Annotated in this window: 19 protein-coding genes; 12 read left to right on the top strand and 7 right to left on the bottom strand. The window is 65.0% G+C overall.

Features of this window, described 5'->3' with window-relative positions; all coding sequences use genetic code 11:
* Positions 1 to 27 precede the first annotated feature (27 nt).
* The gene (locus MA09_RS19145) at positions 28 to 1,326 is read right to left on the bottom strand and encodes an FAD-binding oxidoreductase (protein WP_036252087.1); all 1,299 of its coding nucleotides are present in this window, start codon (positions 1,324 to 1,326) and stop codon (positions 28 to 30) included.
* 298 nt (positions 1,327 to 1,624) lie between these two features.
* Between MA09_RS19145 and MA09_RS19140 the strand changes: the two genes are divergently transcribed.
* The 6 genes from MA09_RS19140 (at position 1,625) to MA09_RS19120 (ending at position 7,972) form a co-directional block, all read left to right on the top strand.
* Positions 1,625 to 2,425: a TorF family putative porin gene (locus MA09_RS19140; RefSeq protein WP_081897691.1), complete on the top strand. Its 801-nt coding sequence runs from the start codon at positions 1,625 to 1,627 to the stop codon at positions 2,423 to 2,425.
* A gap of 377 nt (positions 2,426 to 2,802) precedes the next feature.
* Positions 2,803 to 4,011: a multidrug effflux MFS transporter gene (locus MA09_RS19135; protein WP_036252085.1), complete on the top strand. Its 1,209-nt coding sequence runs from the start codon at positions 2,803 to 2,805 to the stop codon at positions 4,009 to 4,011.
* Positions 4,012 to 4,059: 48 nt separating this feature from the next.
* The gene (locus tag MA09_RS25605) at positions 4,060 to 4,305 is read left to right on the top strand and encodes a TetR/AcrR family transcriptional regulator (RefSeq protein WP_081897690.1); all 246 of its coding nucleotides are present in this window, start codon (positions 4,060 to 4,062) and stop codon (positions 4,303 to 4,305) included.
* Positions 4,306 to 5,425: 1,120 nt separating this feature from the next.
* Positions 5,426 to 6,898: a pilus assembly protein TadG-related protein gene (locus tag MA09_RS19130; protein WP_051933605.1), complete on the top strand. Its 1,473-nt coding sequence runs from the start codon at positions 5,426 to 5,428 to the stop codon at positions 6,896 to 6,898.
* The gene (locus MA09_RS24910; protein ID WP_036252082.1) at positions 6,895 to 7,374 is read left to right on the top strand and encodes a TadE family protein; all 480 of its coding nucleotides are present in this window, start codon (positions 6,895 to 6,897) and stop codon (positions 7,372 to 7,374) included. Before MA09_RS19130 ends, MA09_RS24910 begins: the two co-directional genes overlap by 4 nt.
* On the top strand, positions 7,361 to 7,972 hold the full coding sequence (locus tag MA09_RS19120) for a TadE/TadG family type IV pilus assembly protein (protein WP_036252080.1): 612 nt from the start codon (positions 7,361 to 7,363) through the stop codon (positions 7,970 to 7,972). Before MA09_RS24910 ends, MA09_RS19120 begins: the two co-directional genes overlap by 14 nt.
* 276 nt (positions 7,973 to 8,248) lie before the next feature.
* Here the strand turns inward: MA09_RS19120 and MA09_RS19115 are convergent, their stop codons facing one another.
* From MA09_RS19115 to MA09_RS19100, 4 genes are all read right to left on the bottom strand, one after another.
* A complete protein-coding gene (locus tag MA09_RS19115; protein ID WP_051933604.1) occupies positions 8,249 to 10,378 on the bottom strand; it encodes a GGDEF and EAL domain-containing protein in 2,130 nt (709 codons plus the stop codon).
* Between the two features lie 75 nt (positions 10,379 to 10,453).
* Positions 10,454 to 11,449, bottom strand: a complete 996-nt coding sequence (locus MA09_RS19110; protein WP_036252079.1) for an aldo/keto reductase — start codon at positions 11,447 to 11,449, stop codon at positions 10,454 to 10,456.
* Entirely contained in the window at positions 11,446 to 12,609 is a 1,164-nt protein-coding gene (gene galK, locus MA09_RS19105) for a galactokinase (protein WP_081897689.1), read from the bottom strand. The genes MA09_RS19110 and galK overlap by 4 nt, the downstream gene beginning before the upstream one ends.
* Before the next feature lie 7 nt (positions 12,610 to 12,616).
* On the bottom strand, positions 12,617 to 13,672 hold the full coding sequence (locus MA09_RS19100) for a UDP-glucose--hexose-1-phosphate uridylyltransferase (RefSeq protein ID WP_161783238.1): 1,056 nt from the start codon (positions 13,670 to 13,672) through the stop codon (positions 12,617 to 12,619).
* A gap of 246 nt (positions 13,673 to 13,918) precedes the next feature.
* Here MA09_RS19100 and MA09_RS19095 point away from each other — a divergent pair, with 246 nt between their 5' ends.
* The 4 genes from MA09_RS19095 to MA09_RS19080 all read left to right on the top strand — a co-directional run bounded on the left by MA09_RS19095 (position 13,919) and on the right by MA09_RS19080 (position 20,510).
* Complete coding sequence (locus tag MA09_RS19095; RefSeq protein ID WP_036252074.1) at positions 13,919 to 16,246, top strand: glycoside hydrolase family 2 TIM barrel-domain containing protein; 2,328 nt, start codon at positions 13,919 to 13,921, stop codon at positions 16,244 to 16,246.
* The gene (locus MA09_RS19090; RefSeq protein ID WP_036252071.1) at positions 16,243 to 16,743 is read left to right on the top strand and encodes a hypothetical protein; all 501 of its coding nucleotides are present in this window, start codon (positions 16,243 to 16,245) and stop codon (positions 16,741 to 16,743) included. The genes MA09_RS19095 and MA09_RS19090 overlap by 4 nt, the downstream gene beginning before the upstream one ends.
* Positions 16,744 to 16,881: 138 nt before the next feature.
* On the top strand, positions 16,882 to 19,128 hold the full coding sequence (locus tag MA09_RS19085) for a carbohydrate-binding protein (RefSeq protein ID WP_152594718.1): 2,247 nt from the start codon (positions 16,882 to 16,884) through the stop codon (positions 19,126 to 19,128).
* A 2-nt stretch (positions 19,129 to 19,130) separates the two neighbouring features.
* A complete protein-coding gene (locus tag MA09_RS19080; RefSeq protein WP_051933603.1) occupies positions 19,131 to 20,510 on the top strand; it encodes an acetylxylan esterase in 1,380 nt (459 codons plus the stop codon).
* A gap of 264 nt (positions 20,511 to 20,774) precedes the next feature.
* On the opposite strand, the gene MA09_RS19075 is transcribed toward MA09_RS19080, so the two are convergent.
* Positions 20,775 to 21,599, bottom strand: coding sequence for a universal stress protein (locus MA09_RS19075; RefSeq protein ID WP_036252068.1), 825 nt, complete (start codon positions 21,597 to 21,599; stop codon positions 20,775 to 20,777).
* Between the two features lie 293 nt (positions 21,600 to 21,892).
* Here MA09_RS19075 and MA09_RS19070 point away from each other — a divergent pair, with 293 nt between their 5' ends.
* A complete protein-coding gene (locus tag MA09_RS19070) occupies positions 21,893 to 22,468 on the top strand; it encodes a flavin reductase family protein (protein ID WP_036252066.1) in 576 nt (191 codons plus the stop codon).
* A gap of 8 nt (positions 22,469 to 22,476) precedes the next feature.
* Here MA09_RS19070 and MA09_RS19065 read toward each other — a convergent pair whose 3' ends face one another.
* Positions 22,477 to 22,971 carry a nuclear transport factor 2 family protein gene (locus MA09_RS19065; RefSeq protein ID WP_036252063.1) on the bottom strand — a complete coding sequence of 165 codons (495 nt, stop codon included), beginning with the start codon at positions 22,969 to 22,971 and terminating at the stop codon, positions 22,477 to 22,479.
* A 184-nt stretch (positions 22,972 to 23,155) separates the two neighbouring features.
* On the opposite strand from MA09_RS19065, the gene MA09_RS19060 reads away from it, so the two are divergent.
* Entirely contained in the window at positions 23,156 to 25,084 is a 1,929-nt protein-coding gene (locus MA09_RS19060; RefSeq protein ID WP_036252060.1) for a PAS domain S-box protein, read from the top strand.
* Positions 25,085 to 25,186: the final 102 nt, after the last annotated feature.

Below are 25,186 nucleotides of genomic sequence, written 5' to 3'. Positions count from 1 at the left end.
TGTTTTCCTTTCAGGTCTTGCTTTGCGTTAGCGACGTCCGGTCCAATAACCGGAAACTTGGTGCCAGGTTTTACCGGCGGTACAGATGAGTGGGCGGAACTGGTCCTTGCCGACCACCGTGGCGCGGCGGATCGAGCTGAGCAGGTCGTAGCGCGGCGAACCTTCGGCCATGCCTTCTGCCAGGATCTTGCAGATGATGTGGCTGGGCGTGACGCCGAAACCCGAGTAACCCTGGACGTAGAAGGCATTCGGCCTGCCCGGCAGTGAGCCGATCTGCGGGAACAGGTTGGGGCTGCACGCCATCGGCCCGCCCCAGGCTAGGTCGATCTTCACGTCCTTCAGGTAGGGGAAGACCTTCAGCAGGAGCTGGCGGTTCCAGGCTTTCAGGTCCGACGGGATATGGTCGAGCAGGGGCGTTGCCGAGCCGAACAGCAGACGGTTCTCCTTGGTGACACGGTAGTAGTCGATGATCGGCCGGATATCGCTATAGGCGCCGCGGATCGGGCTGATGCGCTCGATCATGTCGTCCGAGAGAGGCTCGGTCATGCACTGGAAGGCGTAGGTATTGATGGTGGAACGATGCAGCTCCGGCTCCATTCGGTTCAGGAAGCTGTCGCAGGCCCACAGCAGTTTGTTGGCGGTGACGCTGCCCTTGGCGGTGCGTACCTTGATCCTGTCGCCATAGATGACATCGACTGCCGGCGAGTACTCGAAGATGCGCGCGCCGTGGTTCGACAGCGCGAGTGCTTCGCCGAGCAGCAGGTTCAGGGAATGCACATGGCCGCCGCCCATGTGGAGCAGGGCGCTGCTGTAAACCTCCGAGCCGATGATGGTCCGCACGTCGCTGCCTTCCAGGTAGCGAATCTCGTGTGACGTGCCCAAGGACTTGAAGTCCTTTTCCCATTGGCGCAGCGTTTTGGCCTGACGGGCGTTGTAGCCCATGTAGCCGTAACCGTGGCAGAAGTCCGCCATGATGCCGTACTTGTCGATGCGCGCCTGGATGATGTCGGCGCCCGTCTCGCTGAGCTCGAGGATCGCGCGGATGCCGTCTTCGCCCACGTCCTTCTTGATCTTGTCGAGGTCGTGCCCGATGCCCGCCATGATCTGGCCACCGTTGCGGCCGGTGCCACCGAAGCCCAGGTAACGGGCTTCCAGCAGGGCGATGTTCTCGAATCCTTTTTCCGCCAGCTCGAGTGCGGTGTTCACGCCGCTGAAGCCGCCGCCGATCACGACGACGTCGACATCGATGTCGTCCTCCAGGCTGGGAAAGTTGAGTTCGTACTTCTTCGTGGCCGTGTAATAGGTCGCGTTTTCAAGCGTGTTCATGGCGTCTCCTCCAGTTATTGGGGTGCCGGAACCGTCTTGTGGACGGTTGAGAGCCGCCATAGCGAGTACGGCACCAGCACGCCGTTGCACAAAGTATCTGCGCTCTGTCGCAAGTGCCGTTATCGAAAATTGGCAGATCCGGCGGGCAGGCTGCCCCGAGTTGCCCCATGCCCTTCATCCCAGGCAGATTTGCCAATTTTGGATAACGCCGGCAGTGGGTGCTCCGTGACACTTCCTTCACCGGCGTGCGCCGGACGACCCGCCAAGGACGCGGAGCGGACCACAACGAAAGGAGACCATGAACAAGCTTTTTCTTGCAATGACGCTGGCGATGTTGGCGCCAGGCGCGCTAGCCGACGAGGTGGCGCAATCGCCGCACCAGTTCACCGGGACCGCGGCGATCGTGTCGGATTACATTTTCCGCGGGGTGACCCAGACCTGGCACCGACCGGCCATCCAGGGCAGCGTCGACTACGCACACACTTCGGGCATATTTGCCAGCCTATGGGCATCGACGATCAGCGACAAGGTCGTTGCGGGATCGAAGGCCGAGGTCGACCTGGTACTCGGCTTCAAGAAGGCGCTCAACGATGACTGGAACTATGGCGCCGGCGTCATCACCGTGTACTACCTTGGTGGCAACTGGAACAAGATGACATGGGGCCCGCGCCCGGACCAGCGCTATGACTTCACGGAAGCGAACGTTTCGCTCGGCTACAATTGGCTCAGCGTGAAGTACTCGCGCACGCTGACCGACCTTCTGGGGTTCAACGAGAAGACGGGGTTCAGCGGCAGTACCAAGGGTGCCGACTATGTCGAACTCAATGCCGACATACCGCTTGCGGACACCGGACTGGTGCTCGGCCTGCACGCCGGACGCCAGGACTTCAAAGCCTCGCTTGGCGATATCGAGCCGACAGCGAAGGACTACCGGGTCTCGCTCAGCAAAACCTTCGACGGCGGCTGGATCGGGGCAGCGCAGTGGTCGAGGAACGGCAACACGGCATTTTTCAGTGGCACCAGGTCGAACCTGAATGAGAACGATACCCGTGACGTCGGCAAGGGCAGGGTTTCGCTATCGCTAACAAAGTCGTTTTAAAGTCTACAATTGGAACTGCGTTTCGATCAGCAAGAGAAACGCTGCCATGGCTGGCTATCGTTTCGACCACCCCAGGTTTATCCCATATTGACGCAGACGTCAGGAACGGCGATGTCATACCTCAGATAGTCCAGCCATGGGCTCCTTTGAAAGGCTTCTTCAATGCGGTCTCGCACCGTCAGCCGAAGCAGAGCACATGATCCACCACTTCGCATGTGTGCAAGCGGTAGTTCTGCTGAGTCCTATGACCGGACGATAAGATTGTCGGGCATCCAGCGCCGAAAGATGTCTGAGCAGAGTACTACACTGCTCTTGCTACCTACCGGCCGGTAGGTATAATGAGTGCTCTTATCTATTCATCTTGAAGGAGTTCGCTCATGACTAGCCCCAAGGCTGGCCTGACGCTGGCGGCATCGCTGGCATTGATCACCATACTCGGCCCTGCCGGTATCGACATGTATCTGGCGTCGATGCCGGTCATGGCCGATGAATTCAACACCTCGTACACGAAGGTACAGCTGACGCTGACCGTCTTTCTCCTGGCGATGGGCGCCGGGCAGCTGGTGTTCGGGCCCATCATCGATGCATATGGGCGCAGGCGCCCCCTGGTCGCCGGTATCGTCGTGTTCATACTGACCTCGGTATGGGCGGCCGGAGCGCAGTCGATCGACATGTTGCTGCTTGCACGATTCTGCCAAGGCATGGCGTCGGCGCTTACGCTGGTGGTGGCACTAAGCACCGTGCGCGACGTCAGCACGGGCACCCAGGCAGCAAAGCTGTTCGCCCTGTTGATGACAATCGAAGGGCTAGCTCCCGTGATTGCCCCGGCAATCGGTGGATACGTCGGCTCGTTCTTCGGCTGGCGCGGCGTCATGCTCGTGCTGGCCGGCATGGGTGTGGTTGCGGTCGTGAATACGCTCTTGTGCCTGCCTGAGACGCTCCCTGCGGACAAACGCTCGTCGCTGCGTCCTGCAGAAATCTTCCGGACCTATAAGCGGATCGCCGGCGACAAGTCATTCCTCGTGCCGGCGCTGGCCCTATCCGCGGCTTTCTTTTTCTTGTTCGCCTATATTGCCGGCGCATCGCTTGTCTATCAGGCGCACTACGGCCTGTCCCCAGACATTTTTGGACTGGTCTTTGGCGGGACCGGCGTCGCAGTACTGCTGGGCGCGCTTTCCTGCAGCCGACTGGTTGTGTCGTTCGGCGTCGGGCGGCTTGCCATCATTGGCGTGGCGATGATGACTGCCGGTGCGGCAGTCGGTGCTGTAGGAGCCTTCGCGGGCGCGGGAATGCCTGTGATCGTCGTCGGCATGTTCATCGCCATGTTTGGACTTGGCATTGCTGAATCCACCCTGATGACGATGGCGATGTCGTCGCAGCAGACATCGATCGGATCGACCGCAGCCTTGCTGGGTGCCTTCCAGCTTGTGATTTCGTCTGCGGCGACACCGCTGGCCGGCGGACTTGCAGAACAGGGTGCGCAAGCATGGCTGGGATCCCTGGGGATCTTCGGGCTGGTGACCCTGATGCTGACGCTGATGGGCGTTCGGAAAGCGACCGGACTACGTAGCCTCGCGGGTCACTAATCCAGCTGACAGCCGCCGGCTCGTTAACAAGGCGACGGAAGGAACTCGATGAAGATTAGGTCGCCGTCAGTCGAGAGGATATGCGGCGCAGCCGTCAAGCATTTTGCAGAACACGGCTACGATGCATCATCCCTCAATGTGATCGCCGAACAGGTTGGCATACGCAAGGCATCGCTGTATACGCACTTCAGCGGCAAGGGTGCGGTGTTCAAGCCAGGTGTTCTTCGAGGCCTTCGAACAGGAAAGGGCGTTCGTGCACGCCTGTCTGCGCTTAAAATTGTCCTTGGGACTTAGGCAATGATGAGTGTAGGATCGGTCTTCATTGTTCTAGCTTGACCAACGTATGTAAGGGAACGAAAACGGGTAGGCGAAAAAGTGGTATTGGATGAATGCCAGTATCCATGCAGGGTTTGGGCCGAAATGCGAATCCCACCGTCTCCGCCAAGTTTTAAAGAAGAAGCCACCGCAAGGTGGCTTTTTTCTTTTCTGTCCGCGCAGGCCCGGCGCAAGCATCGGGTGCGCCTGACAAGCCCCGGAACCTGGGCTGGCGCGCATCTGGCGCTGTTTGATATCGCGCCGCCTGCCGACGGGCCGTCACGGCCATACGCGGACTTCGCTCTTTCCGCGCGAGGCCGTCACTGGGGCCAGACTCCTGGCATCGCCTGCGCTGTCAAAAAGGTCTCAGTCGGCTTCACGGCGACGCCACGCTGCAGGTCGTTTTCTGGCTGGCGGCGTCGGTTGAGCGCAGCTGTTGTCGATCGACGAGAATAAGCCGCAGCCAGGCGAACACGGCTGCCGTCCAAAACTTCCAGGTAACGAACCCAAGATGTAGCGGATGTGGCAGCCGGTCTGCTGTGACGAAGCCTGCAAGCATTCCCACACAAACAATCGACAAGGAAGCAGCAAGACGCCTGCGGCAAAGCGCAATTCGGGACCAAGGAAACAGAAATAGAAATATCAGGTAGGGGATGGAAGGTGTGAACCATCCGGTTCCTGCAGCTTTTGCCGCGACATACCCAGTACTTCCCAAGAACAATGAAGCGGGCAGAAGCGCGCTGCAACCGATGCCAAGCGCCTGAGGCTCCCTTCTATGGTCCCCTTGCATCACGTGTCCCTCCACCTGTCCTACTGCGTTGCTAGCAATTAAGCTTGACAGCATTTTGCTTAGCACTATTGCCTTGCGTTATTCCCACATCGCTCGCTATTGGTTCTGGCGTTGATGTTCCGCGGTCTTACTCAGGAAACTGACAGCGCAGCGCGACGGCGACCCCGTACCCGTCTCACGCGGTGCCGACCATGCTGAGTAGTGCCAAGCTACCTAACCAAAATTGTGCGGAGTCAATTATCCGGTGTAAGCAATCATTACACTTGCTCACAGGTGTTCGGCAAGCGTGGGGATTCGAAAGGAGGCAGCATGGGCATGGACCAGGGTAGGCCCCGCATGCGTTGCAATCATCATGCGGCTTTCAAGCGTCCACGTCGCGAGAGCGGTGCCATCGCAATAATGGCGGTAGGTGCAATTATCATCATCTGCGGGTTTTGCAGCCTGGCTCTGGATCTCTCCCGGGTCTACAACCGGAAGGTGGAACTGCAGAGCGCAGCGGACGCCGCTGCTGTGAGTGCTGCAACCGAGCTCGACGGTACGAAGGCGGGGCTCACTCGAGCGACACAACGAGTCGCCTCCTTGTTTGCGACTCCCGTCATGTACGGCGGCCCCAGCTATGGTTACATTCCGGAACCAATGGACTGGTCTGACGACGCTATCAAGTTTGCCGCATCGCCTAATGGACCCTGGCTGTCGAGTAGCGAGGCGGCAGCGAAAAGCGTTCCTAACGGTCTCCTGTTTGTGCAGATTGATACCCGCGGACTTGATCTGTCCTATGGTGAGGTGCAAACGCTGTTTCTGCCGGTTGTCTCGAACGGCGGCGCAATCACGTCGACGGCTGCACGCGCAGTCGCTGGACCGTCTGCAGTTGGCGTAATGCCGTTCGGCATATGTGCGATGGACCCTGTTGAAAAGCGGGACCGCAATGGCGAGTTGCAGGAATATGGGTTCCGACGAGGCGTGAGCTATGACCTCATGCAGCTCAACCCCGAGGACACGGAAACGGGGCAGACCTTCCTGATTCATCCGTTTACGGGCCCGGGCACCGCGCCGACATCGTCAAGCGATTTCAATACTGTCGCACCGGCAGTCTGCACCGGCGTGATGGGGATGGCGCGGGTGACGGGAGCAAAAGTCTCGGTCTCCTCTCCGTTTCCCCTCAATGATTACTACAGACAGTTTAATTCGCGATTCGATTCCTATACCGAACCATGCAGTCCGGCGACCGCCCCACCTGACAGGAACGTCAAGGAGTACAGCGCCAAGAATGGCAGCGTGACCTGGATGGAGACGGACCTTAAGGAGCGGCAGGCAGCGAAGGTCTATGAGGACTCGGACAATAAAAAGCGCACGACTGTTGCCGGTCCATCACCATCGCCGGCCTCTACGGCGGACGAGTTCGGGCCGCTATGGTCATACGCCAAGGCGGTCAGATATGCCAATCCGATGCCGTCAAGCGGCTACGTCGCGTTCCCTACCTCGAGCTGGAAGGATCTATATCCTGCCGGCCCCCCCCAGGCGAAGAGCAGCTATCCATCGTCGACGCCATATCAGACCGCGGGCCCGAACCATGGGCAGACCCCCACCAATCCAGGGGTGCAAAACAGGCGGGTACTGAATATCCCCTTGCTCTCCTGCCCAGTGTCGGAAAACCGCGCGACCGTGAAGGGGATCGGAAGGTTCTTCATGACCGTGAAGGCGGACGACACCCACCTGTACGCCGAGTTTGCCGGATTGGCGGAGGAACAGACGCTACGCACCCGTGTAAGGCTTTATCCATGAAAACATTTACCACCCGATGTGTCCGGCGGACCGAACAGGGGGGCGTTGCCGTGGAAGCGGCGTTCGTTTTGCCGATAATTATCTTGTTCCTGGCGATTCCGCTTTTTCTAGCGCGTATTTTCTGGTACTACAGCGTGGCTGAAAAGGCGGCACACGACGGGGCACGTTTTCTGTCCCAAGCCACCCGTGCCGAGATTCTAGAGGTAGCGGGTGGCGCCCCAGTCGGTGTTGCAGCACTTGCGGAAGCAGTCGTAGACGCCGAGCTTGAAGAAATCAGGCCCGGACTCGTGGTGGCAGGGGTCACTGTCCTTTGCGATAATTTTAAGTGTAGCGGCGCGGGTGTTCCCTCGATAGTCTACGTGGCAGTGGAAATACGCATGCGCGACGAGATTTTCGGACCACTCACCGCCCCACTCTTTGGCGAAGACGGCCTGCGTCTATCCGCAGGCGTCACGATGCGCTATGCCGGCAATTAAACGGATTTCCAGCGTGCGCTTGAGCCGCAAGAAACAGCAGGGGGTGGCTGCTGTCGAGTTCTCGCTCGTTGCCATTATTTTTTTCATGCTTTTCTTCGGCATCGTCGAAGTGGCCCGCGCGATGTACATCATGAATACCTTGCAAGAAGTGACCCGTCGTGCTGCCGCTTTTGCTAGCAACGCCGACTTCAGCAAGGACGCGGACATGCAGAAGGTGCGACAGCGAGCCATATTTCGTGACTCACCGGGATTCCTGCTGTTCGCCGAACCGGTTAGCGACAGGAACGTTGTGATCGACTATATGTGGATTCGGAAAGACGGGACCACCATGACCATGGTGCCGATCCCATCCGGCGCCTTACCCGCTAGTCCGGCAGCCAACTTCGCCAATTGCCTGAGCAACCCATACAGCCAGAGCTGCATACGGCTGGTGCGCGTCCGTATATGCAAAACAGCCGGTGCCGATGCGTGTGAACCGGTCGGATACAAGAACCTGTTGTCGCTCATTCCATTTTCATTCGGTTTGCCGCGAGCTAAGACAATCGTCACTGCCGAGACATTAGGCATGCCTGCCGGCGTTCCTGCATGCGAATGCTGACGATTGCCGACGTCGAGCGGGCGAGAGCAGGATTCCGTTTCCGTCCGCCGCGCCGACCGGCGGAGTGACCTGGCCCTTACCGGGGCCGCTGGTGCCGCGCGTGTCAGCCGCCGGTGTACCGAAGAATACGGCACCTTCGCCCGCGGGCAATGCCATGGCCTGTGTTTCCAGCTTCCCGGTCTCGCGGCGCAGGTGGTCCCCGAGGCCGCTTTGATTCACAGGCTTTGGATGACCGAGGGAGGATGCACCAGGTGGCCTTGCCGGATCCGCCGGCTATCAAGCATGCCCGATTCCGGTGCTGCTATACATCCGCTCGAACTCCCACATCGGCACCGGCCGCCCCAGCAAGTATCCCTGCAGCGTCCCACATCCTCCATCCACCAGGAAGCTGCGCTGCGCCTCATGTTCCACGCCCTCGGCCACGATGTCGAGCTTGAGCTTGCGCGCCAGCGCAATGATGGCCTCGACGATCGGCGCGGCATTCGGATCCAGGTGCACGTCGTGCACGAAGGAGCGGTCGATCTTCAATGCCGATAGCGGAAAGCGCTTCAGGTAAGCCAGCGAGGAATAGCCCGTGCCGAAGTCGTCCAGCGAGAAATGCACGCCCTGATCGCACAGCGCTTGCATGCGCTCGATGACCTCTGCGACGTTCTGGGCCAGCACGCTTTCGGTCAGCTCCAGGCACAGCTTGTCGGGTGGCGCGCCGCTGTCCAGCAGGATATGGCTCACACGTCCGGTGAAATCGGCGCTGCGCAACTGGTGGGCGCTGATGTTGACCGCGAGCTCGAGCTTGCCGAGCGTGCGGTCGTCGCGCCAGCGTGCCAGGGCACGGCAGCTTTCCTCGAGCACGTACTGGCCCAGCGGAAGGATCAGCCCCGAGGATTCCGCCAGGCCGATGAATGCATCGGGACCGAGCAGTTGGCCATCGGCACGGCGCCAGCGCACCAGCACCTCGGCCCCGACCAGGCGGCCGCGGCTGCAGAACTGCGGCTGGCAATACAGCTCGAACTGGTGCGCCGACAGGCCTTCGCGCAGTGCATGCTCGAGCGCCGCCTGGTGGTCGGCCGAGGCCTGCATGCCGGGATCGAAGAAGCGCGCCGTGTTGCGTCCCTCGGACTTGGCGCGGTACATCGCCAGGTCGGCCTGCTTGAGGAGGGTGTCGATGTCGGTCTCGGCGCCGTCGAACAGCGCGACGCCCATGCTCGGCGTGCTCAGGAACAGCCGGTCCTCCAGGTAATAGGGCTGGGCCAGGGAGACCTGGAGCTTTTCCAGGATGTGCTGGGCTTCCGAGACCGCCTCTCGTTCCCCTTCGGCGAGGTCCTCCAGCACCAGCACGAACTCATCCCCGCCGAGGCGCGCCAGCTGGTCGCAGTGGCGCACCGTGTGGCGCAGGCGGTCGGCCACCTGGCGCAGCAGCATGTCGCCGAAGTCATGGCCCATCGTGTCGTTCAGCAGCTTGAAGTTGTCGAGGTCGAGGAAGATCACGGCCCCGAAACAACCCGAACGCTCGCTGCGCGCCAGGGCCTTGTCGAGCTCCTCGGCCAGCAGGCGCCGGTTCGGCAGGCCGGTGAGGTGATCGAAGTTGGCCAGCTCGAAGATGCGCTGCTCGGTTTGCTTGCGTTCGGTGAGATCGGTATTGGTGCCGGAGACGCGCAGCGCCCGGCCGGTGGCGTCGCGGGTGACGAAGCCGCGTGACAGCACCGGCACGTAGTGCCCGTCGCGATGGCGCAGGCGCCACTCGACGCTGTAGGTTTCGCGCTGGCCGTCAAGCAACTCCTGCCAGAAGGGAAGGAGGCGCGGTTTGTCGTCGGGGTGCATCATTTCCAGCCAGAGGCGGGTATGGCAGCCCAGTTCTCCCGGCTGGTAGCCCAGCATGCCCCACCAGCGCTCGGAGTAATAGATCTCTTCCTTCACGAGATCGTAATCCCAGTGGGCGTCGGTCGAGCCCAGCAGGGCCAGGCGCAGCCGCTCCTCGGATTTCTGCAGGCTTTGCTCCGCCTCCTTCAGCGCGGTGCAGTCGGTGAAGCACACCACCACACGGCATAGGATGCCCTTATCATCGAATTCCGGGTAGGCGTTGCAGATCACCCAGCGTGGCGGGTCTGCCTTTCCGTTTCGGATGCCGAGGACCTGCTGCGACAGCTGGCGGCGGGTGCGCAGCACCACGTTCACGGGAAACTGTTCCTGTCGCATGGGGCTGCCATCGGCGCACAGCAAGTGCCAGGCCTTGCCATTGGAGCTGGTACCACGCAGCTGCGCGAGGCCGCGCCCGATCAGTTCGCAGGCAAGGCGGTTGGCGTGCAGGATGCGGCCGTCGACGCCATGCACGACGACGCCCGCCGGCAAGTGATCGAGCAGGTCGTCGAGCCGGCGTTGCAGGTCCGCGGCAGTACTGGGAGCCATCATGGCAGCTGGACTGGAGTGATCGTCTTGACGGCGATGGTAGCACGCCGCTCCTGTTCCATCACACGGCGGCACGGTTCAAGCGGACAGCATCTCCTCGATCGCCTCGACGTCGGCCGTGTCCAGTTCCGGCATCCGTGCCGCCTGTACCGCCTCGATGACCTGGGCCGGCCTGCTGGCGCCGATCAGTGCCGTCGCGACCGCCGGCTGGCGCAGCACCCAGCGCAGCGCCAGTTGCGCCAGCGACTGTTCGCGCTCCTGCGCGAAGGCGTTCAGGGCACGCGCGACGCGCAGGCGCTCGTCCGTGATGTGCTCCCTGCGCAGGAAGCCCACGCCGCCTGCCGCGCGCGAATCCGCGGGCAGCCGGCCGTCCAGGTAGCGGTCGGTCAGCAGGCCCTGCGCCAGCGGAGAGAAGGCGATCGCGCCGATGCCTTCCTGCGCCAGCACCGGCAGCAGGTCCGGCTCGACCTGGCGCACGAACATGCTGTAGCGCGACTGGTTGACGATGCAGGGCGTGCCCAGCCGGCGCAGTTCGGCCGCGGCCAGGCGCGTCTGTTCGCCCGAATAATTCGAGATGCCCACGTAGAGGGCGCGTCCGCTGCGCACGATATGGTCGAGCGCGGCCATGGTCTCTTCGATCGGCGTGCTCGGGTCGGGCCGGTGGTGGTAGAAGATGTCGACGTAGTCCAGTCCCATGCGCTTCAGGCTCTGGTCGAGGCTGGCGACCAGGTACTTGCGGCTGCCCCAGTCGCCGTAGGGGCCGGGCCACATGGTGTAGCCGGCCTTGGTGCTGATGACCAGCTCGTCGCGGTAGGGCCGCAGGTCGAGGTCGAGCAGGCGCCCGAAATTGCTCTCCGCCGATCCCGGCGGCGGGCCGTAGTTGTTGGCCAGGTCGAAGTGGGTGATGCCGAGGTCGAAGGCGGTGCGCACGATCTCGCGCTGGCGCGTGAGTTCGTCGCCGCCGCCGAAGTTGTGCCACAGGCCGAGCGAGACCGCCGGCAGGCGCAGGCCGCTGCGCCCGCAGCGGCGGTAGGGCAGCGCGCCGTACCTGTCGCCGGCAGCCTGCCAGCTCATGCCGTGATGACGCCTGCGCCCGCCGCGGCGCGGCAGACGTAGGTCGTCGCCTTGCTGCCGTTCGGCGCGGTGTAGTGCTGCTGCACGGCATCACGGGCGGCATCGACCAGCGCGTGCGGCACCAGGGCCACCACGCAGCCGCCGAAGCCGCCGCCGGTCATGCGCACGCCGCCGGCCGTCTTGACCACCGACTTCACGATGCCGACCAGCTGGTCGATGGCCGGCACGGTGATCTCGAAATCGTCGCGCATCGAGGCGTGCGAGGCTTCCATCAGCTCGCCCATGCGCGTCAGGTCGCCTGCCGCCAGCGCTTTTGCGGCAGCCTCGACGCGGGCATTTTCGGTCACGACGTGGCGCGCGCGGCGCAGCACCACCGGATCCAGCTCCGCGGCGCGTGCCGCCAATGTGGCCAGGTCGAGGTCGCGCAGGGCGCGCAGGCCGAAGTGGCGGGCCGCCGCCTCGCACTGCTCGCGCCGGGTGTTGTAGGCGCTGTCGACCAGGCCGCGCGCGACGTGCGAATTGAAGATCATGATGGCGGCATTGCCCGGGATCGGTACCGGCTGTACTTCCAGCGAACGGCAGTCGATCTTCAAGGCATGGTCCTGCACGCCGCAGGCGGAACTGATCTGGTCCATGTTGCCGCACTTGGTGCCGACGAAGTCGTTCTCGGCGCGCTGGGCCACCAGGGCCATGTCGACCGGCCCCAAGCCTTCGAAGCCGGGCAGGGTGGCGAACAGCCGGCACACCGCCACCGACAGCGATGCCGAGGACGACAGGCCCGCTCCCTGCGGCACGTCGCCGGCGATCGCCAGGTCCATGCCCTGCACGGGCAGGCCGCGCTCGACCAGGTCGCGCATCACGCCGCGCACGTAGTTGGCCCACATCGGCGCCTCCAGCCGTTCGATGGGGGCGTCGAGCGCATACTCATCGATCGCGCCGTCGTAGTCGGCGGCCGCGACGCGGACCAGGCGGTCTTCGCGCGGGCGCGCGACGATCACGGTACGGTAGTCGATCGCGCAGGGCAGCACCAGGCCGTCGTTATAGTCGGTGTGTTCGCCGATCAGGTTGACCCGGCCCGGCGCCTGGACCTGGAGGGAAGGAGCATGGCCGAAGGCGGCCTGGAAAGCGGCGGCCGCGCGGGCCTGTGGCATGTCGTTCATCGTGCTTTCAGGTGGTCTGGTGATGGAGATAATGCACCTCGGACTGCGCGCGCAGCTGGGCGGCGGCCTGCTCGGGCGTCAGGTCGCGCTGGGTCTCGGCCAGCATTTCGAAACCGACCATGAACTTGCGCACCGAGGCCGAACGCAGCAGGGGAGGGTAGAAGTGGGCGTGCAATTGCCAAGGGGTGGTGTCGTCTTCGGCCGAATTGGGACAATAAGGCGCGCCGTGCCAGCCCATCGAGTAGGGGAAGGAGGTCTGGAACAGGTTGTCGTAGCGTGTCGTCAGGCGCTTGAGCGCCATGGCGAGGTCGGCGCGCTGCTCCTGGCCCAGCTCTTCCAGGCGCTTGACCGGGAAACGCGGCAGCAGCAGGGTCTCGAAGGGCCAGCTGGCCCAGTACGGGACCACGGCCAGCCAGTGTTCGGTACTGACGACCACGCGTTCGCCATCCGCCGCCTCGCGCTCGACGTAATCGAGCAGGAGCGGCTTGGCCTGCTTCGCGAAATACTCGCGCTGCTGGCGGTCCTCCGTGGCGGGCAGGTCGGGCAGGAAGCTGGTCGCCCAGATCTGGCCGTGCGGGTGCGGGTTGGAGCAGCCCATCACGGCGCCCTTGTTCTCGAATACCTGCACCCAGCGGTGCTGCCGGCCGAGTTCGGCAGACTGCTCGCACCAGGTGTCGACCACGCCTTCGATCGCCTGCAGCTCGAGCAGCGGCAGCGACTTGCTGTGGTCCGGCGAGAAGCAGATGACGCGGCTGGTGCCGCGCGCGCTCATGCTCTGGAACAACGGGTCAACGCCTGGCGCGGCATCCGGCGTATCGGCCATCAGGGCGGCGAAGTCGTTGGTGAATACATAAGTGCCCGCATAGTCGGGATTCTTCTCGCCGTTGACGCGGGTGTTGCCGGCGCACAGGTAACAGCTCGGGTCGTGGGAGGGCTTGGCTTCGCGGTCGACGGCTTCCTGCTGGCCCTGCCATGGCCGCTTGGCGCGGTGCGGCGAGACCAGGACCCAGTCACCCATGAGCGGGTTGTAGCGGCGGTGAGGATGGTCGGTGGGATTGAACATCGAGGGCCTCGTTCGATTCAAAAACATGGAGGAAATGCTTGGGCGGCGGCTTGCCGCACGGATGGCGAATAGTAATGCCTTTCCCTTTTCATGAACGCATGCTTGGCAAATTGCTCATGTTCATGAGTGCTTGCTGGAAAAACTCAACGGCGTGAGTGTTTCGCGTGCCAGGCCGATAGCGCTTGCGGCGCACGCGCGGCCGTGCATAGACTGACAGCCCGTTCATGTTGCTCATCGTACATCAGAATGAATGCTCTCGATTTCGCCGGCGCGGGCTTGCGCCATGCTGCGGCCGCCTGCCTGCTGTCCTGGTTCGCGTTGCTTGGGGGCGCCCAGGCCCGAACGGTCGACCTGAACGGGTCGTGGCTGTTCTACCGTGACGACAGCCGCCAGGTCGCCGGCGTCGAGGGGGTGCCCGCCAATGGCTGGACCCCGGTCACGCTCCCGCATGCGGCGCGCATCGAGCCGCGCGTGCCCAAGGCGCCCTGGCAGGGGACCGTCTTCTACAAGAAGCGGCTCCAGCCCGAACTGCGCCCGGGCGAGCGCGCCATCCTGCGCTTCGAAGGCGTGATGAACGTGGCCGACGTCTGGCTCAACGGCCGGCACCTGGGGCAGCACCTGGGCGGCTACCTGCCGTTCGCCTTCGACGTGACCGACACCTTGCAACGGGGCGGCGAGAACGAACTGGTGGTGCGCGCCAATAACGAGGACAACCCGGTCACCGGGCCGAAGCCGCTGAAGGACCTGGATTACATCCAGCACGGCGGCATCTACCGGGGCGTGCGCCTCCTCATCAAGCCGGCGGTGCACGTCACGGACGAGATGCTCTCGAATACGCCGGGCGGCGGCGGCATCTTCGTGACCACCCCGCAGGCCGACAAGGCATCGGCCGTGGTACAGGTCAGGGCCGAAGTCAGCAACACCTCCAGTAGCGAACAGGCGGTGACCGTGCGCCACACCCTGTCCTGGCAAGGCAAGCAGGTAGTGCGGGCCGAGCAGCAACTGCGCCTGGCGGCAGGCGAGCGCCGCCACGTCACGATGCCGCTGCGCGTCAAGCAGCCGAAGCTGTGGTCGCCGAGGGCCCCCAATCTCTACCGGCTGGAGACGAAGGTGCTGGCTGCGGGCGGCGAAGATGTGGTGGCGACCCGCATCGGCGTGCGCCGGCTGGCCTTCGAGGGCGGCAAATTCCTGCTCAACGGAGAGCCGCTCACGCTGCGCGGCGTGAACCGGCACCAGGAGTACCCCTACGTCGGTTATGCGCTCTCGGAGCAGGCGGACTATCGCGATGCGCTCCTGATCAAGAAATACGGCTTCGACTACGTGCGCCTGTCGCACTACCCGCATTCCCCGAGCTTCATGGCCGCGGCCGACGAGCTGGGGCTGATGGTGCTGCCCGCCATCCCCGGCTGGCAGTTCTTCAACCCCGACCCCGCTTTTGCGCGCCAGGCCATCCAGACCTGCGCCGACATGATCCGGCGCGACCGCAACCACCCGAGCGTGCTAGCCTGGGAGTGCTCGCTGAACGAAACCAGGATGCCGGATGCGCTGGTGCAGGCCCTGCACGACACCGTGCACCAGGAGTACCCGGGCGACCAGGCCTTCTCGGCCGGCTGGGTGCCGCAGACCTATGACATCTACCTGCAGGCGCGCCAGCACCGCAGCAAGCATGCGCTCCCGAACAAGCCGCTGATCGTGTCCGAATACGGCGACTGGGAATACTATGCGATGAACGCCGGCTTCAACCAGGGCGACTGGGCCGACCTCAAGCCGGCCGAGCGTTCCAGCCGCCAGTCGCTGGCGCAGGGCGAGGCACGCCTGCTGCAGCAGGCGCGCAACGTGGCCGAAGCGCACGACGACAACTTCAGCACCCCGGCCTTCGCGGACGGCTACTGGGTCATGTTCGACTATGCGCGCGGTTATGCCCCTGACCTCGAGGAGTCGGGCGCGATGAGCATCGAGCGCCTGCCCAAGTTCGCGGCCGAGTTCTTCCGCTCGCAGCGCAGCAGCCAGGAAGCTTCGGCGCGCTGGGGCGGGGGACCGATGGTCTTCATCGCCAGTCATTGGCAGCTTGACTCCTCGCCCCGGGTGCGGGTGTTCAGCAATGCCGAGGAAGTCGAGCTGCGCCTGAACGGCAAGCCGGTCGCGCGCCGGAAAGTCGGGCCGACGCGCAGCCACCCGCACCTGGCCAATGCGCCGCTGGAATTCGATACAGGCGGGTTCAGCCCCGGCGAACTGGTGGCGCTGGCCTACGCCAAGGGGCGCCTCGTGGCCGAACACCGCGTCCGCACGCCGGGCGAGCCGGTGAAACTCGCGCTGGACATGGATGACCTGGGCGTGCCGCCCGTCGCGGGAGACCTGGTCTTCGTGCGCGCGCGCCTGGTGGATGCGAAGGGCACGACGGTGCCCATGAGTGGACGGGAAGTCGCGTTCTCAAGCGGTGGGGGCGCGGAGATCGTCGGCGCCGCAAGCGTCGGCACCGAATCGGGGATCGCCAGCGTACTGGTGCGCGTGCAGGGACCGCGTGCCGACATGCGGGCGGAGGCCGGCGCGCTGCGAGGGAGGCTCGGCGAATGAACAAGCTCGTGTCCACCGCCCTGGCGGTCGCGCGTCGTGGCGCGCCAGCTGCGCCGAAGACCCGCATCGAGGCGGCCGAGTTCAGGAGCGTCCTGTTCGACACCCGCATCATGAAGAAGCTCGGCGCCCTGGCCAAGGGCTGGCCGAATGCCGCCAATGCAATCGACGGCGATCCGAATACCTTCGCCCTCCTGACTGGCTCGGCTGGCGCTCCCCGCCCGCAGGCTGCCTTGAGCATCGCGTTTCCCGAGGCAGTGCCGTTCGACGGCCTGGTCCTGATGGCGCGCCAGAACCACCGCGACCATGAGGGAGACGTGCGCGAGCTGTCGGTCCCAGCTTCGACGGCGACGAGGCCGGCATGGAGGACAGGCGTCCCAGGCCGAACAGCAGGCCCTGAGGGCAGCGAATACGCCGCTCCACGCCTGGACGATCCGGTGACGGATCGTCTTTTTTCACCTGATTTTCGCGATGCCCCGGCCAAGCGATCATCTGTTTGAGTGCTTTCGAGTCCCCCGTTTTACAGCCCGGCGGCGCGCTTATGATGACTCGTCAAGAACAGTTCCCACGGGCGGCCTGACCCGCAGCACCTCAGGCATACGAAGGCATCCATCATATGAATAGCAAACGGAGACAGCATGATCCACAAGAAAGCTAGCGCCTCGTACTTCCTGCTCGCACTGCTGGCAGCCGCCGGCAGCGCGAGCGCCGTCGTAACCATTCCCGGCAAGCAGATCGAGTACCTGAACCGCGGTGCAGTCGCGATCGCGTCCACGAACGTGTCCAACCCTGGGGTCTTTGTCAGCTGGCGCCAGCTCGCCACCGATGCAGCGGGCACGCGCTTCAACGTCTACCGCGGTGCGACCAAGCTGAACGCCGCGCCGCTGGATGCGCTGAACTTCACCGATCCGACCGGGACCGCAGCCGACATCTATACCGTGCGCGAGGTCGTGGGCGGCGTGGAGGGGGCGGGCGGCAGCGCCGGCGCCACCTGGGCCAGGCCCTACAGGTCGATTCCGGTGCAGGCGCCGCCGGCAGGCGTCACGCCCCGGGGCGAGGCCTATACCTATGAGCTCAACGACGGCGCCCCGGCCGACCTCGACGGCGACGGCAGCTACGAGATCATCGTCAAGTGGCAGCCGAGCAACGCCAAGGACAACTCGCAGTCGGGCTACACCGGCAACACCTACCTGGATGCGTATAAACTCGACGGCACCCGCATGTGGCGCATCGACCTGGGCAAGAACATCCGCGCCGGCGCCCACTACACCACCTTCGTGGCCTACGACTTCGATGGCGACGGCCAGGCCGAGGTGATGGCCAAGACCGCCGACGGCACCGTGGACGGCAAGGGCGTAGTGATCGGCTCGCCTACCGCCGACCACCGCAACGCGAACGGCTACATCCTCACCGGTCCGGAATTCCTGACCGTCTTCAATGGCCAGACCGGCGCCGCCATGAAGACCGTGAACTACCTGCCCGCACGCGGCAACGTGGCGGCCTGGGGCGACAATTACGGCAACCGCGTCGACCGCTTCCTGGGCGGCGTCGCCAATCTCGATGGCAACCGGCCGAGCGCGATCTTCTCGCGCGGCTACTACACGCGCGCAGTGATCGCGGCCTGGGACTGGCGCGACGGCGCGCTCACCAGCCGCTGGGTGTTCGACACCGATGTGGCAGGCAGTGCCGCGCGCGGGCAGGGCGCGCACTGGTTCGCCACCGGCGACGCCAACGGCGACGGCCGCGACGACATCGTGTACGGCGCCGCCACCATCGACAGCCATGGCCAGCTGCTGTACGCCACCGGCCTGGGACATGGTGACGCGCTCCACTTCGGCAAATTCGACCCGAACCGGGACGGCCTGCAGGTCTACATGATCCACGAGAGTCCGTCGACCTACGGCGCGAACGGCTCCGGCCTGCACGACGCGGCCACCGGCGCCCTGATCTGGGGCGCAAGCGGCTCGAACGCGGACATCGGGCGCGGCGTCTGCTTCGATGTCGATCCGGCTTACCCCGGCGCGGAATGCTGGGCCTCGCGCGGCGGCCACCGCACCGTCACCGGCAACCTGATCCACACGAGCGCACCGGGCTCGATGAACTTCGGCGTCTGGTGGGACGGCGACCTGTTGCGCGAACCGATGGGCAGCGTCGCGGTCCAGAAATGGAACCCGGCGACCCGGACGTTCTCTACCCTCATCGATACGGGCGCCCACGGCGCCGTGACCAACAACGGCACCAAGGCGACGCCGGTGCTCACCGCCGACCTGTTCGGCGACTGGCGCGAGGAGCTGGTCTTCCGTAACAGCAGCAATACGGAACTGATGGTGTTCAGCACCGCGATCCCGACGGCCACCCGCATCAACACCCTGATGCACGATCCGCACTACCGCAGCCAGGTGGCTGCGCAGAATGCCGGCTACAACCAGCCGCCGCACACCAGCTTCTACCTGGGCCATGGCGCCACTTCCTTCCCGCAGGCGCCGGTTCACGTCCCGTATGACGGCACCGGGACGATCCAGGCAGAAACCGCGATCGTCGGCGGCAACGCGGTAGTCAGGAGCGACCATGGGGGCTTCCGCCACATGGGCTACCTGAACTTCCCGCTGGACGGCGGCAGCGCGGAATTCAAGCGCATCAACGGCGGCGCGGGCGGACCCAAGACCATCACGATCCGCTACGCGAACGGCGACCCGGCCACCCTCACCGGCAAGCTGCTGGTGAACGGGATACCCCACGGGCTTGCCTTCAGGCGAACGGGCGGCTGGAGCACCTGGGCGGCCATGAACGTGACCGTCCACCTGGCCCCTGGCCAGAACAACACGCTGCGCTTGGAATCCACGGGCCGGGGAATGGGCAACATCGACGAGCTGATGGTTCCGTAAAGATGACAAAGCTCCACCAGATCGCCCTCTCCAGGACGAGGTCGGGCGCCGCCGGCGTGCTGCTGGCGGCGCAGCTCCTGTGGGCCGGCCCGGACTGCGCGGCCGCGCAGTCCGAGGTGCAGGTGCTGCAGGCGGCCTATCCCGACCAGCCCCTGAAAGTCGGCCTGTCGAACCCGGACTGGACCTACCGTGTCGGCGACAACGCGGTCTTCCACATCAGGATCGACAAGAAGCCCTATCCACGCGACGGGATCAGGATCACCTATCGCATGGGGCCGGACATGCTGGAAGGGCCGGAACGCAGCGCGGTCGTGCCCGAGCACGGCCTGTTGCTGGCAGCGCCGGGCGGGGACGAGCCGGGTTTTGTCCGCTGCATCGTCAGCGCCAGCATCGACGGCAAGCCGGTCGAGGCGATGGCGACGGCGGCCTTCAGCCCGCTCGAACTGCGCCCGGTCCAAAGCGAACCCCCGGATTTCGACGCCTTCTGGGCCGCGCAGAAGCGCGACCTGCTTGCCGTCGAACCGGACTTCCGGCTGCTGCCGGCGCCGGCGCTGTCGACGCCGGAGGTCGAGGTGTCCTACCTGAGCTTCCAGAACGTGGGGCCGGGCAAGCGCACGACCCGCATGTACGGCGTGCTGTCGGTGCCGCGCGGGCCCGGCCCCTTCCCGGCGGTGCTGCACGTGCCGGGCGCGGGCGTGCGCGGTTACAAGGGCACGCCCGAACTGGCGGCGAAGGGCTTCATCACGCTGCAGATCGGGATCCACGGCATTCCCGTCGACCTGCCCGCCGAGGTGTACGAGCAGCTGAACTTCGGTGCGCTCGACGGCTACAACCGCTACAACCTGGACGACCCGCGTGCCTACTACTACCGCCGGGTCTACCTGGGCACGCTGCGCGCGCTCGACTACCTGGTCCAGCATCCGAAGTGGAACCGCAAGCACCTCGCCACCCAGGGCGGCAGCCAGGGCGGCCAGCTGTCGATCATGGCCAGCGCCCTGCATCCGCGCGTGTCCCTGACGATCGCCTCCTACCCGGCCTATAGCGACGTCACCGGCTACCTGCACGAGCGCGCCGGCGGCTGGCCCGGGCTGTTCCGCAAGGACGGGGAAGGGCGCAGGCGCGACCTGCCGGTCGAGCCGAAAGCGGTCACCTCGGCCTACTACGACACGGTGAATTTCGCGAAACGGCTGCGCACCCCGGTGCTGTACTACGCCGGCTACAACGACATGGTGACGCCGCCGACCTCGACCTTCGCGGTCTACAACGTGATCCCGACCGCCCGCAGCTTCGTCGTCGAGCCGAACCAGGTGCACCTGACCTCGCAGGCGCACCGCGACACGATGGACCGCTGGCTGATCGAACACGCGGCAGGAAAGCGCTGATAGCGATCTTCGCGCCCGCTTTGCAAATCGATGGAGTCCTCCATTATTTTTCGCATGATGGAGGAAGGCCGGCCCGTTCTTCGTCTTCATGGATGACGGCCGCGTGCGGCATGCCCGCACGGCTGTCGACTCCATGGGCTTCGTTCGCTTGGAGGATGCTCTTGCGCGGCATGCTGGACAGCCCGGTGCGCGACGCCGCTGAAGTCTGCGCGGGCCGGTCAGGCTGGTCGGAGAGCAGGTCTTGTAAGCAGGGAAGTCGGCGCCTCAGTGCGCGTACAGCACCGGCAGCCTGGCACGGTCGAGCAGCAGCCGGGTCACGCCGCCCAGCACGATCTCGCGGTAGCGGCTGTGGCCGAAGGCGCCGGTAACCAGCAGGCCGGCGCCACTGCCGGCGGCGATGCCGAGCAGGGCTTCGCCGATCGCGGCCTGGGTGCGCTCGACCAGCACCTCGACCCGCACGCCGTGGCGCGCCAGATGGAGTGCCATGTCGGCGCCCGGTTCTTCCCCGTGCAGCCCGGACTCGAGGTCCGGATTGACCAGCACCAGCCGCACCGCGCGGGCCCGCACCAGCACCGGCATGGCGCCGGCGATGGCGCGGATCGCCTGCGCGCTGCCATCCCAGCCGACCACCACGGTGTCCGCGATCGGCGCGCCGTCGTAGGAGGGCGGCACCACCAGCACCGGCCGCACGCCGTGCATCGCCAGGTATTGCGGCAGCCCACGCACGGTGGCGGCGTCGCCGGCGTCCATGCCGGTCACGACCAGGTCGGCATAGCGCGCCTGCAGCAGCAGGGCGTCGCGGTGCTCGTCCTCGACCATGCGCTCTTCGATCGATGCGACGCCCAGCTGCTGCGCGCGCTCTGTGAAGCGCCCCAGGGCCGCGCGCGCCGTGCTGCGCAGGGTCTCGAATTCGCCACCCGGCGGCACCCCCATCGGGCCAGTCAGCATGGCATAGGCGGGCCAGGACATGCCGGTGGCGGCGCAGCCCACCAGGTGCGCCTCATGGGCATTGGCGAGCCAGGCTGCAGCGCGCAGGCGGGCGTCCAGAAGCGGGCTTTCGTCGACATGGACAATGATGGTCTTGTACATGGCAGCTCCTCTGCAGGCTAGGGCCGGGCCGTAGGGAGTGAATGCGCCCGGCAGCGATAACTCTACCCCCGGTAGAAAGCTGCGTCACATGTGCGGCTGATGCAGATCAAACCTTTGTTGAATTCCTGTGGGTTCACCCAGCTTCGGCGCCAGCGCACTGCTGCTGGCGCTGGCGGCCGTGCCGGCCCTGCTCGCAGCCCGGGCCGGCCGGGCGAACGCGCCGCAGGAAGGAACGGGCGCTCCGCCGTTCGGCTTCCGTGGCAGACTAGGGTTTTGCCCGCACTGGAAACCGCATGAACGAGCACATCCTCCCCGTCCCCCTCGAAAAGGCCTACCGGCTGCTCAACCACGGCCCGACCGTGCTGGTCTCGGCGCGCCACGCGGGCGTGGACAACGTCATGGCCGCAGCCTGGGCCTGCGCCCTGGATTTCGCCCCGCCCAAGCTCACGGTGGTGCTCGACAAGTCGACCCGCACCCGCGCCCTGGTCGAGGGCAGCGGCGCTTTCGTGGTCCAGCTGCCGACGGTGCGCCAGCTGCGCCTGACCCACCAGGTGGGGAACCGCTCGCTGAACGACGAGCCAGGCAAGCTGGCGCAGGCCGGCGTCAGCCTGCTGCGCATGGAGGGCGTCGAGGCGCCGCTGGTGGAAGGCTGCTCGGCCTGGCTGGCCTGCCGGCTGGTGCCGGAACCGCACAACCAGCAGGCCTATGACCTGTTCATCGGCGAAGTGACGGCCGCCTGGGCCGATGCGCGCGTGTTCCGCGACGGCCACTGGCATTTCGAGACGGCGGACCCGTCCTGGCGCAGCATCCACCACATTGCCGGCGGCAATTTCTATGCGATCGGCGAGGCGATGCGCGCCGCAGACTGAAGGCTGTTCTATTGCGGCGCGCGCGTCTCCTGCCTGGCGGGCTGGGCGGCAGTCCTGATCTCGGTACCCTGGTGCAGCGCGATGCGCCAGCCTTCGGGATGGCGGGTCCACACGCGCACGTAGCGGCCCCGGCTCGGAACCGGCTGACCGAGGTCGAGCCGTGCGGCGCGCCAGGTGCCGGTGACGATCGCGACGTCATTGTCGAGGATCTCGACCTTCATGTCTTCGAGCGCATAATCGCGGATGCGGTATTCGTCACGCGCCAGCGCCTGCAGGAATTCGGTCTTGCTGCGCAGCCTGCCGTTGGTCTCGATGTGGCGGTAGTTGCCGCCGATGAGACGCCGCAGCAGTTCGATGTCGCGCTCGTTCAAGGCAAGCGCGCGCTGCCGCTCGGCTTCGCGCACGCCGGCGGTGGCGCTCTGCGCGGGCGTATTCGACGCAGCCGCGGGGACGGACAGCAACAGGCTGGCGAGGCCGAGCAGGAGGGCAGGAAAAAGGCGCATGGAGGTTCTCGGAGTCACTCTACTACAATCATGAATAAACTTTCCTTACCATAATGTCACATATTTCCCAATATGCGACATATTGTTGGTAGTTGTGACACATTCATTTTGTGTCGGAAATGCAGTTTCTGTTACAGTTTCGGTCTGGACGGCGACCGCGCCGTCACCTGACCACACGGATGTTATGCCTGCTGCCCCACTGCCACCAGACGAACTTGACCGGCTGTCGATGCTCGACGCCCTCCACCTGCTCGATACGCCGCCCGAGCCCGTTTTCGACCGCGTTACCCGCCTGGCCAGCCGCCTGCTGGACGTGCCGATGGCGATGTTTTCGCTGGTCGATGCCGACCGTCAGTGGTTCAAGTCGCGGGTCGGGATGATCGAATCGGAGACGGCGCGCGAACACGCCTTCTGCGCCCACGCGATCGGCATGAGCAAGCCGCTGGTGGTGAGCGACGCGCTGGAGGACGGCCGCTTCAACGACAATCCGCTGGTCAGCGGCCCGCCGAAGATCCGCTTCTATGCCGGGGTGCCGATCCGCACCACGTCCGGTCTCGCGATCGGCACGCTGTGTGCGCTGGACACCCGGCCGCGCACGCTGGGCGAAGAGGAAGCCCAGGTGCTGAACGACCTGGCCGCGATCCTGACCAAGGAAGTGCAGTACCGCGAGCGCATGGCGGTTGCGCGCGACCAGCTGGCGCGCTCGAGCGAGGTGCTCGGCGCCAGCGAAGCGCGCTTCCGGACCATCTTCGACATTGCCAGCGTGGGCATCGCGCTGGTGGCGCCGGACGGCGGCTGGATCAGCGTCAACAAGGCCTTGTGCGACATCGTCGGCTACGGCGAGGAAGAACTGTGGAGCCGCAGCTTCCAGCAGATCACCCATCCTGACGACGTGGCGGCCGGCGCCGAACAGCTGGCGGCGATGGAACGGGGCGAGATCGACCAGTTCCAGATCGAGAAGCGCTACCTCCGCAAGGACGGCGGCACGGTATGGATCAACCTGAACGTCTCGCCCAAGCGCAATGCCGAAGACAAGATCGAATACTACGTGGCGGTGATCAAGGACATCGATGCACAGAAGACGGCGCAGGCGGGAATCGCCGCGCTGAACCTCGACCTGGAGCGCCGGGTGCAAGCCCGTACCGCCGAGCTGGTCGAAGCCAACCGTCTGCTCACCGAAGCGGTGGAACGCCAGCGCGCGGCCGAAGCCGAACTGCGGGCGCGCGAAGCGGAAATCCGGAACGTGGTCGAGAACGCCTACGACGCCTACATCAGCGTGGACGAGCAGGGCGTGGTCACGGCCTGGAACCGCCAGGCCGAGGACACCTTCGGCTGGCCACGCGAGGAGGCGCTTGGGCGCAGGATCGACGAGCTGATCGTCCCGGAAGCATACCGCGACCCCCAGGGCATGGGGCGCGATCTGGCGGCCCAACTCGCGGGCGCCGTCGACCAGCGCCTCGAACTGCCGGCGCAGCGGCGCGACGGCAGCATGCTGACGGTCGAGGTGCGCATTCGCGCCCTCGAATCGGGTGGGCGCACGGCGTTCAGCGCCTTCCTGCACGACATCACCGCGCGCAAGCAGGAGCAGGCCCAGCGCGAGTATGAGAACCGGCACGACCTGCTTACCGGCCTGCTGAACCGACGCGCACTCCTGGAGGCGATCCCGGTAGCCCAGGCCAGGGCCAGCCGCAGCGGCAAGTCGGTCGGGATGCTGTTCATTGACCTCGACGGCTTCAAGGCGGTCAACGATTCGCTCGGCCACGAGGCCGGCGACGCCTTGCTGCGCGAGATCGCCGGGCGCCTGCGCGCCGGGGTGCGCAAGACCGACAGCGTCTACCGCCTGGCCGGTGACGAGTTCACCGTGCTGCTCGAAGACATGGCCGATACCTTCGACGACGCCCACACCGTGGCGGAAAAGCTGATCGCGAGCATCTCCGAGCCGGTGCTGCTGCCGGGACGCGCAATGCGCGTGCGCGCCAGCATCGGCATCGCCCTCGACGCCGGCGAGGCGGCGCGTTCGCCCGAGGAACTGTTGAAGGAGGCCGACCACTTCATGTACCAGGCCAAGAAGGCAGGGCGCGGACGGGTGTGCTCGGCGCGCCAGACCTCCTGAGCGTTCGGAGCCCAAGCCCTTGCCCGAAAAAGTGCACCTTGGTGCACTTTTTTTTCGGCCTTTTTCGTGAAAGAGGCTTGACCTTCCCATCATGGGAAGGAA

This window comes from Massilia sp. BSC265, from assembly GCF_000740675.1.
GTDB lineage: Bacteria > Pseudomonadota > Gammaproteobacteria > Burkholderiales > Burkholderiaceae_D > Telluria.
The sequence above is the reverse complement of the archived record's forward strand: the minus strand, read 5'-3'. Positions and strand labels throughout refer to the sequence as shown.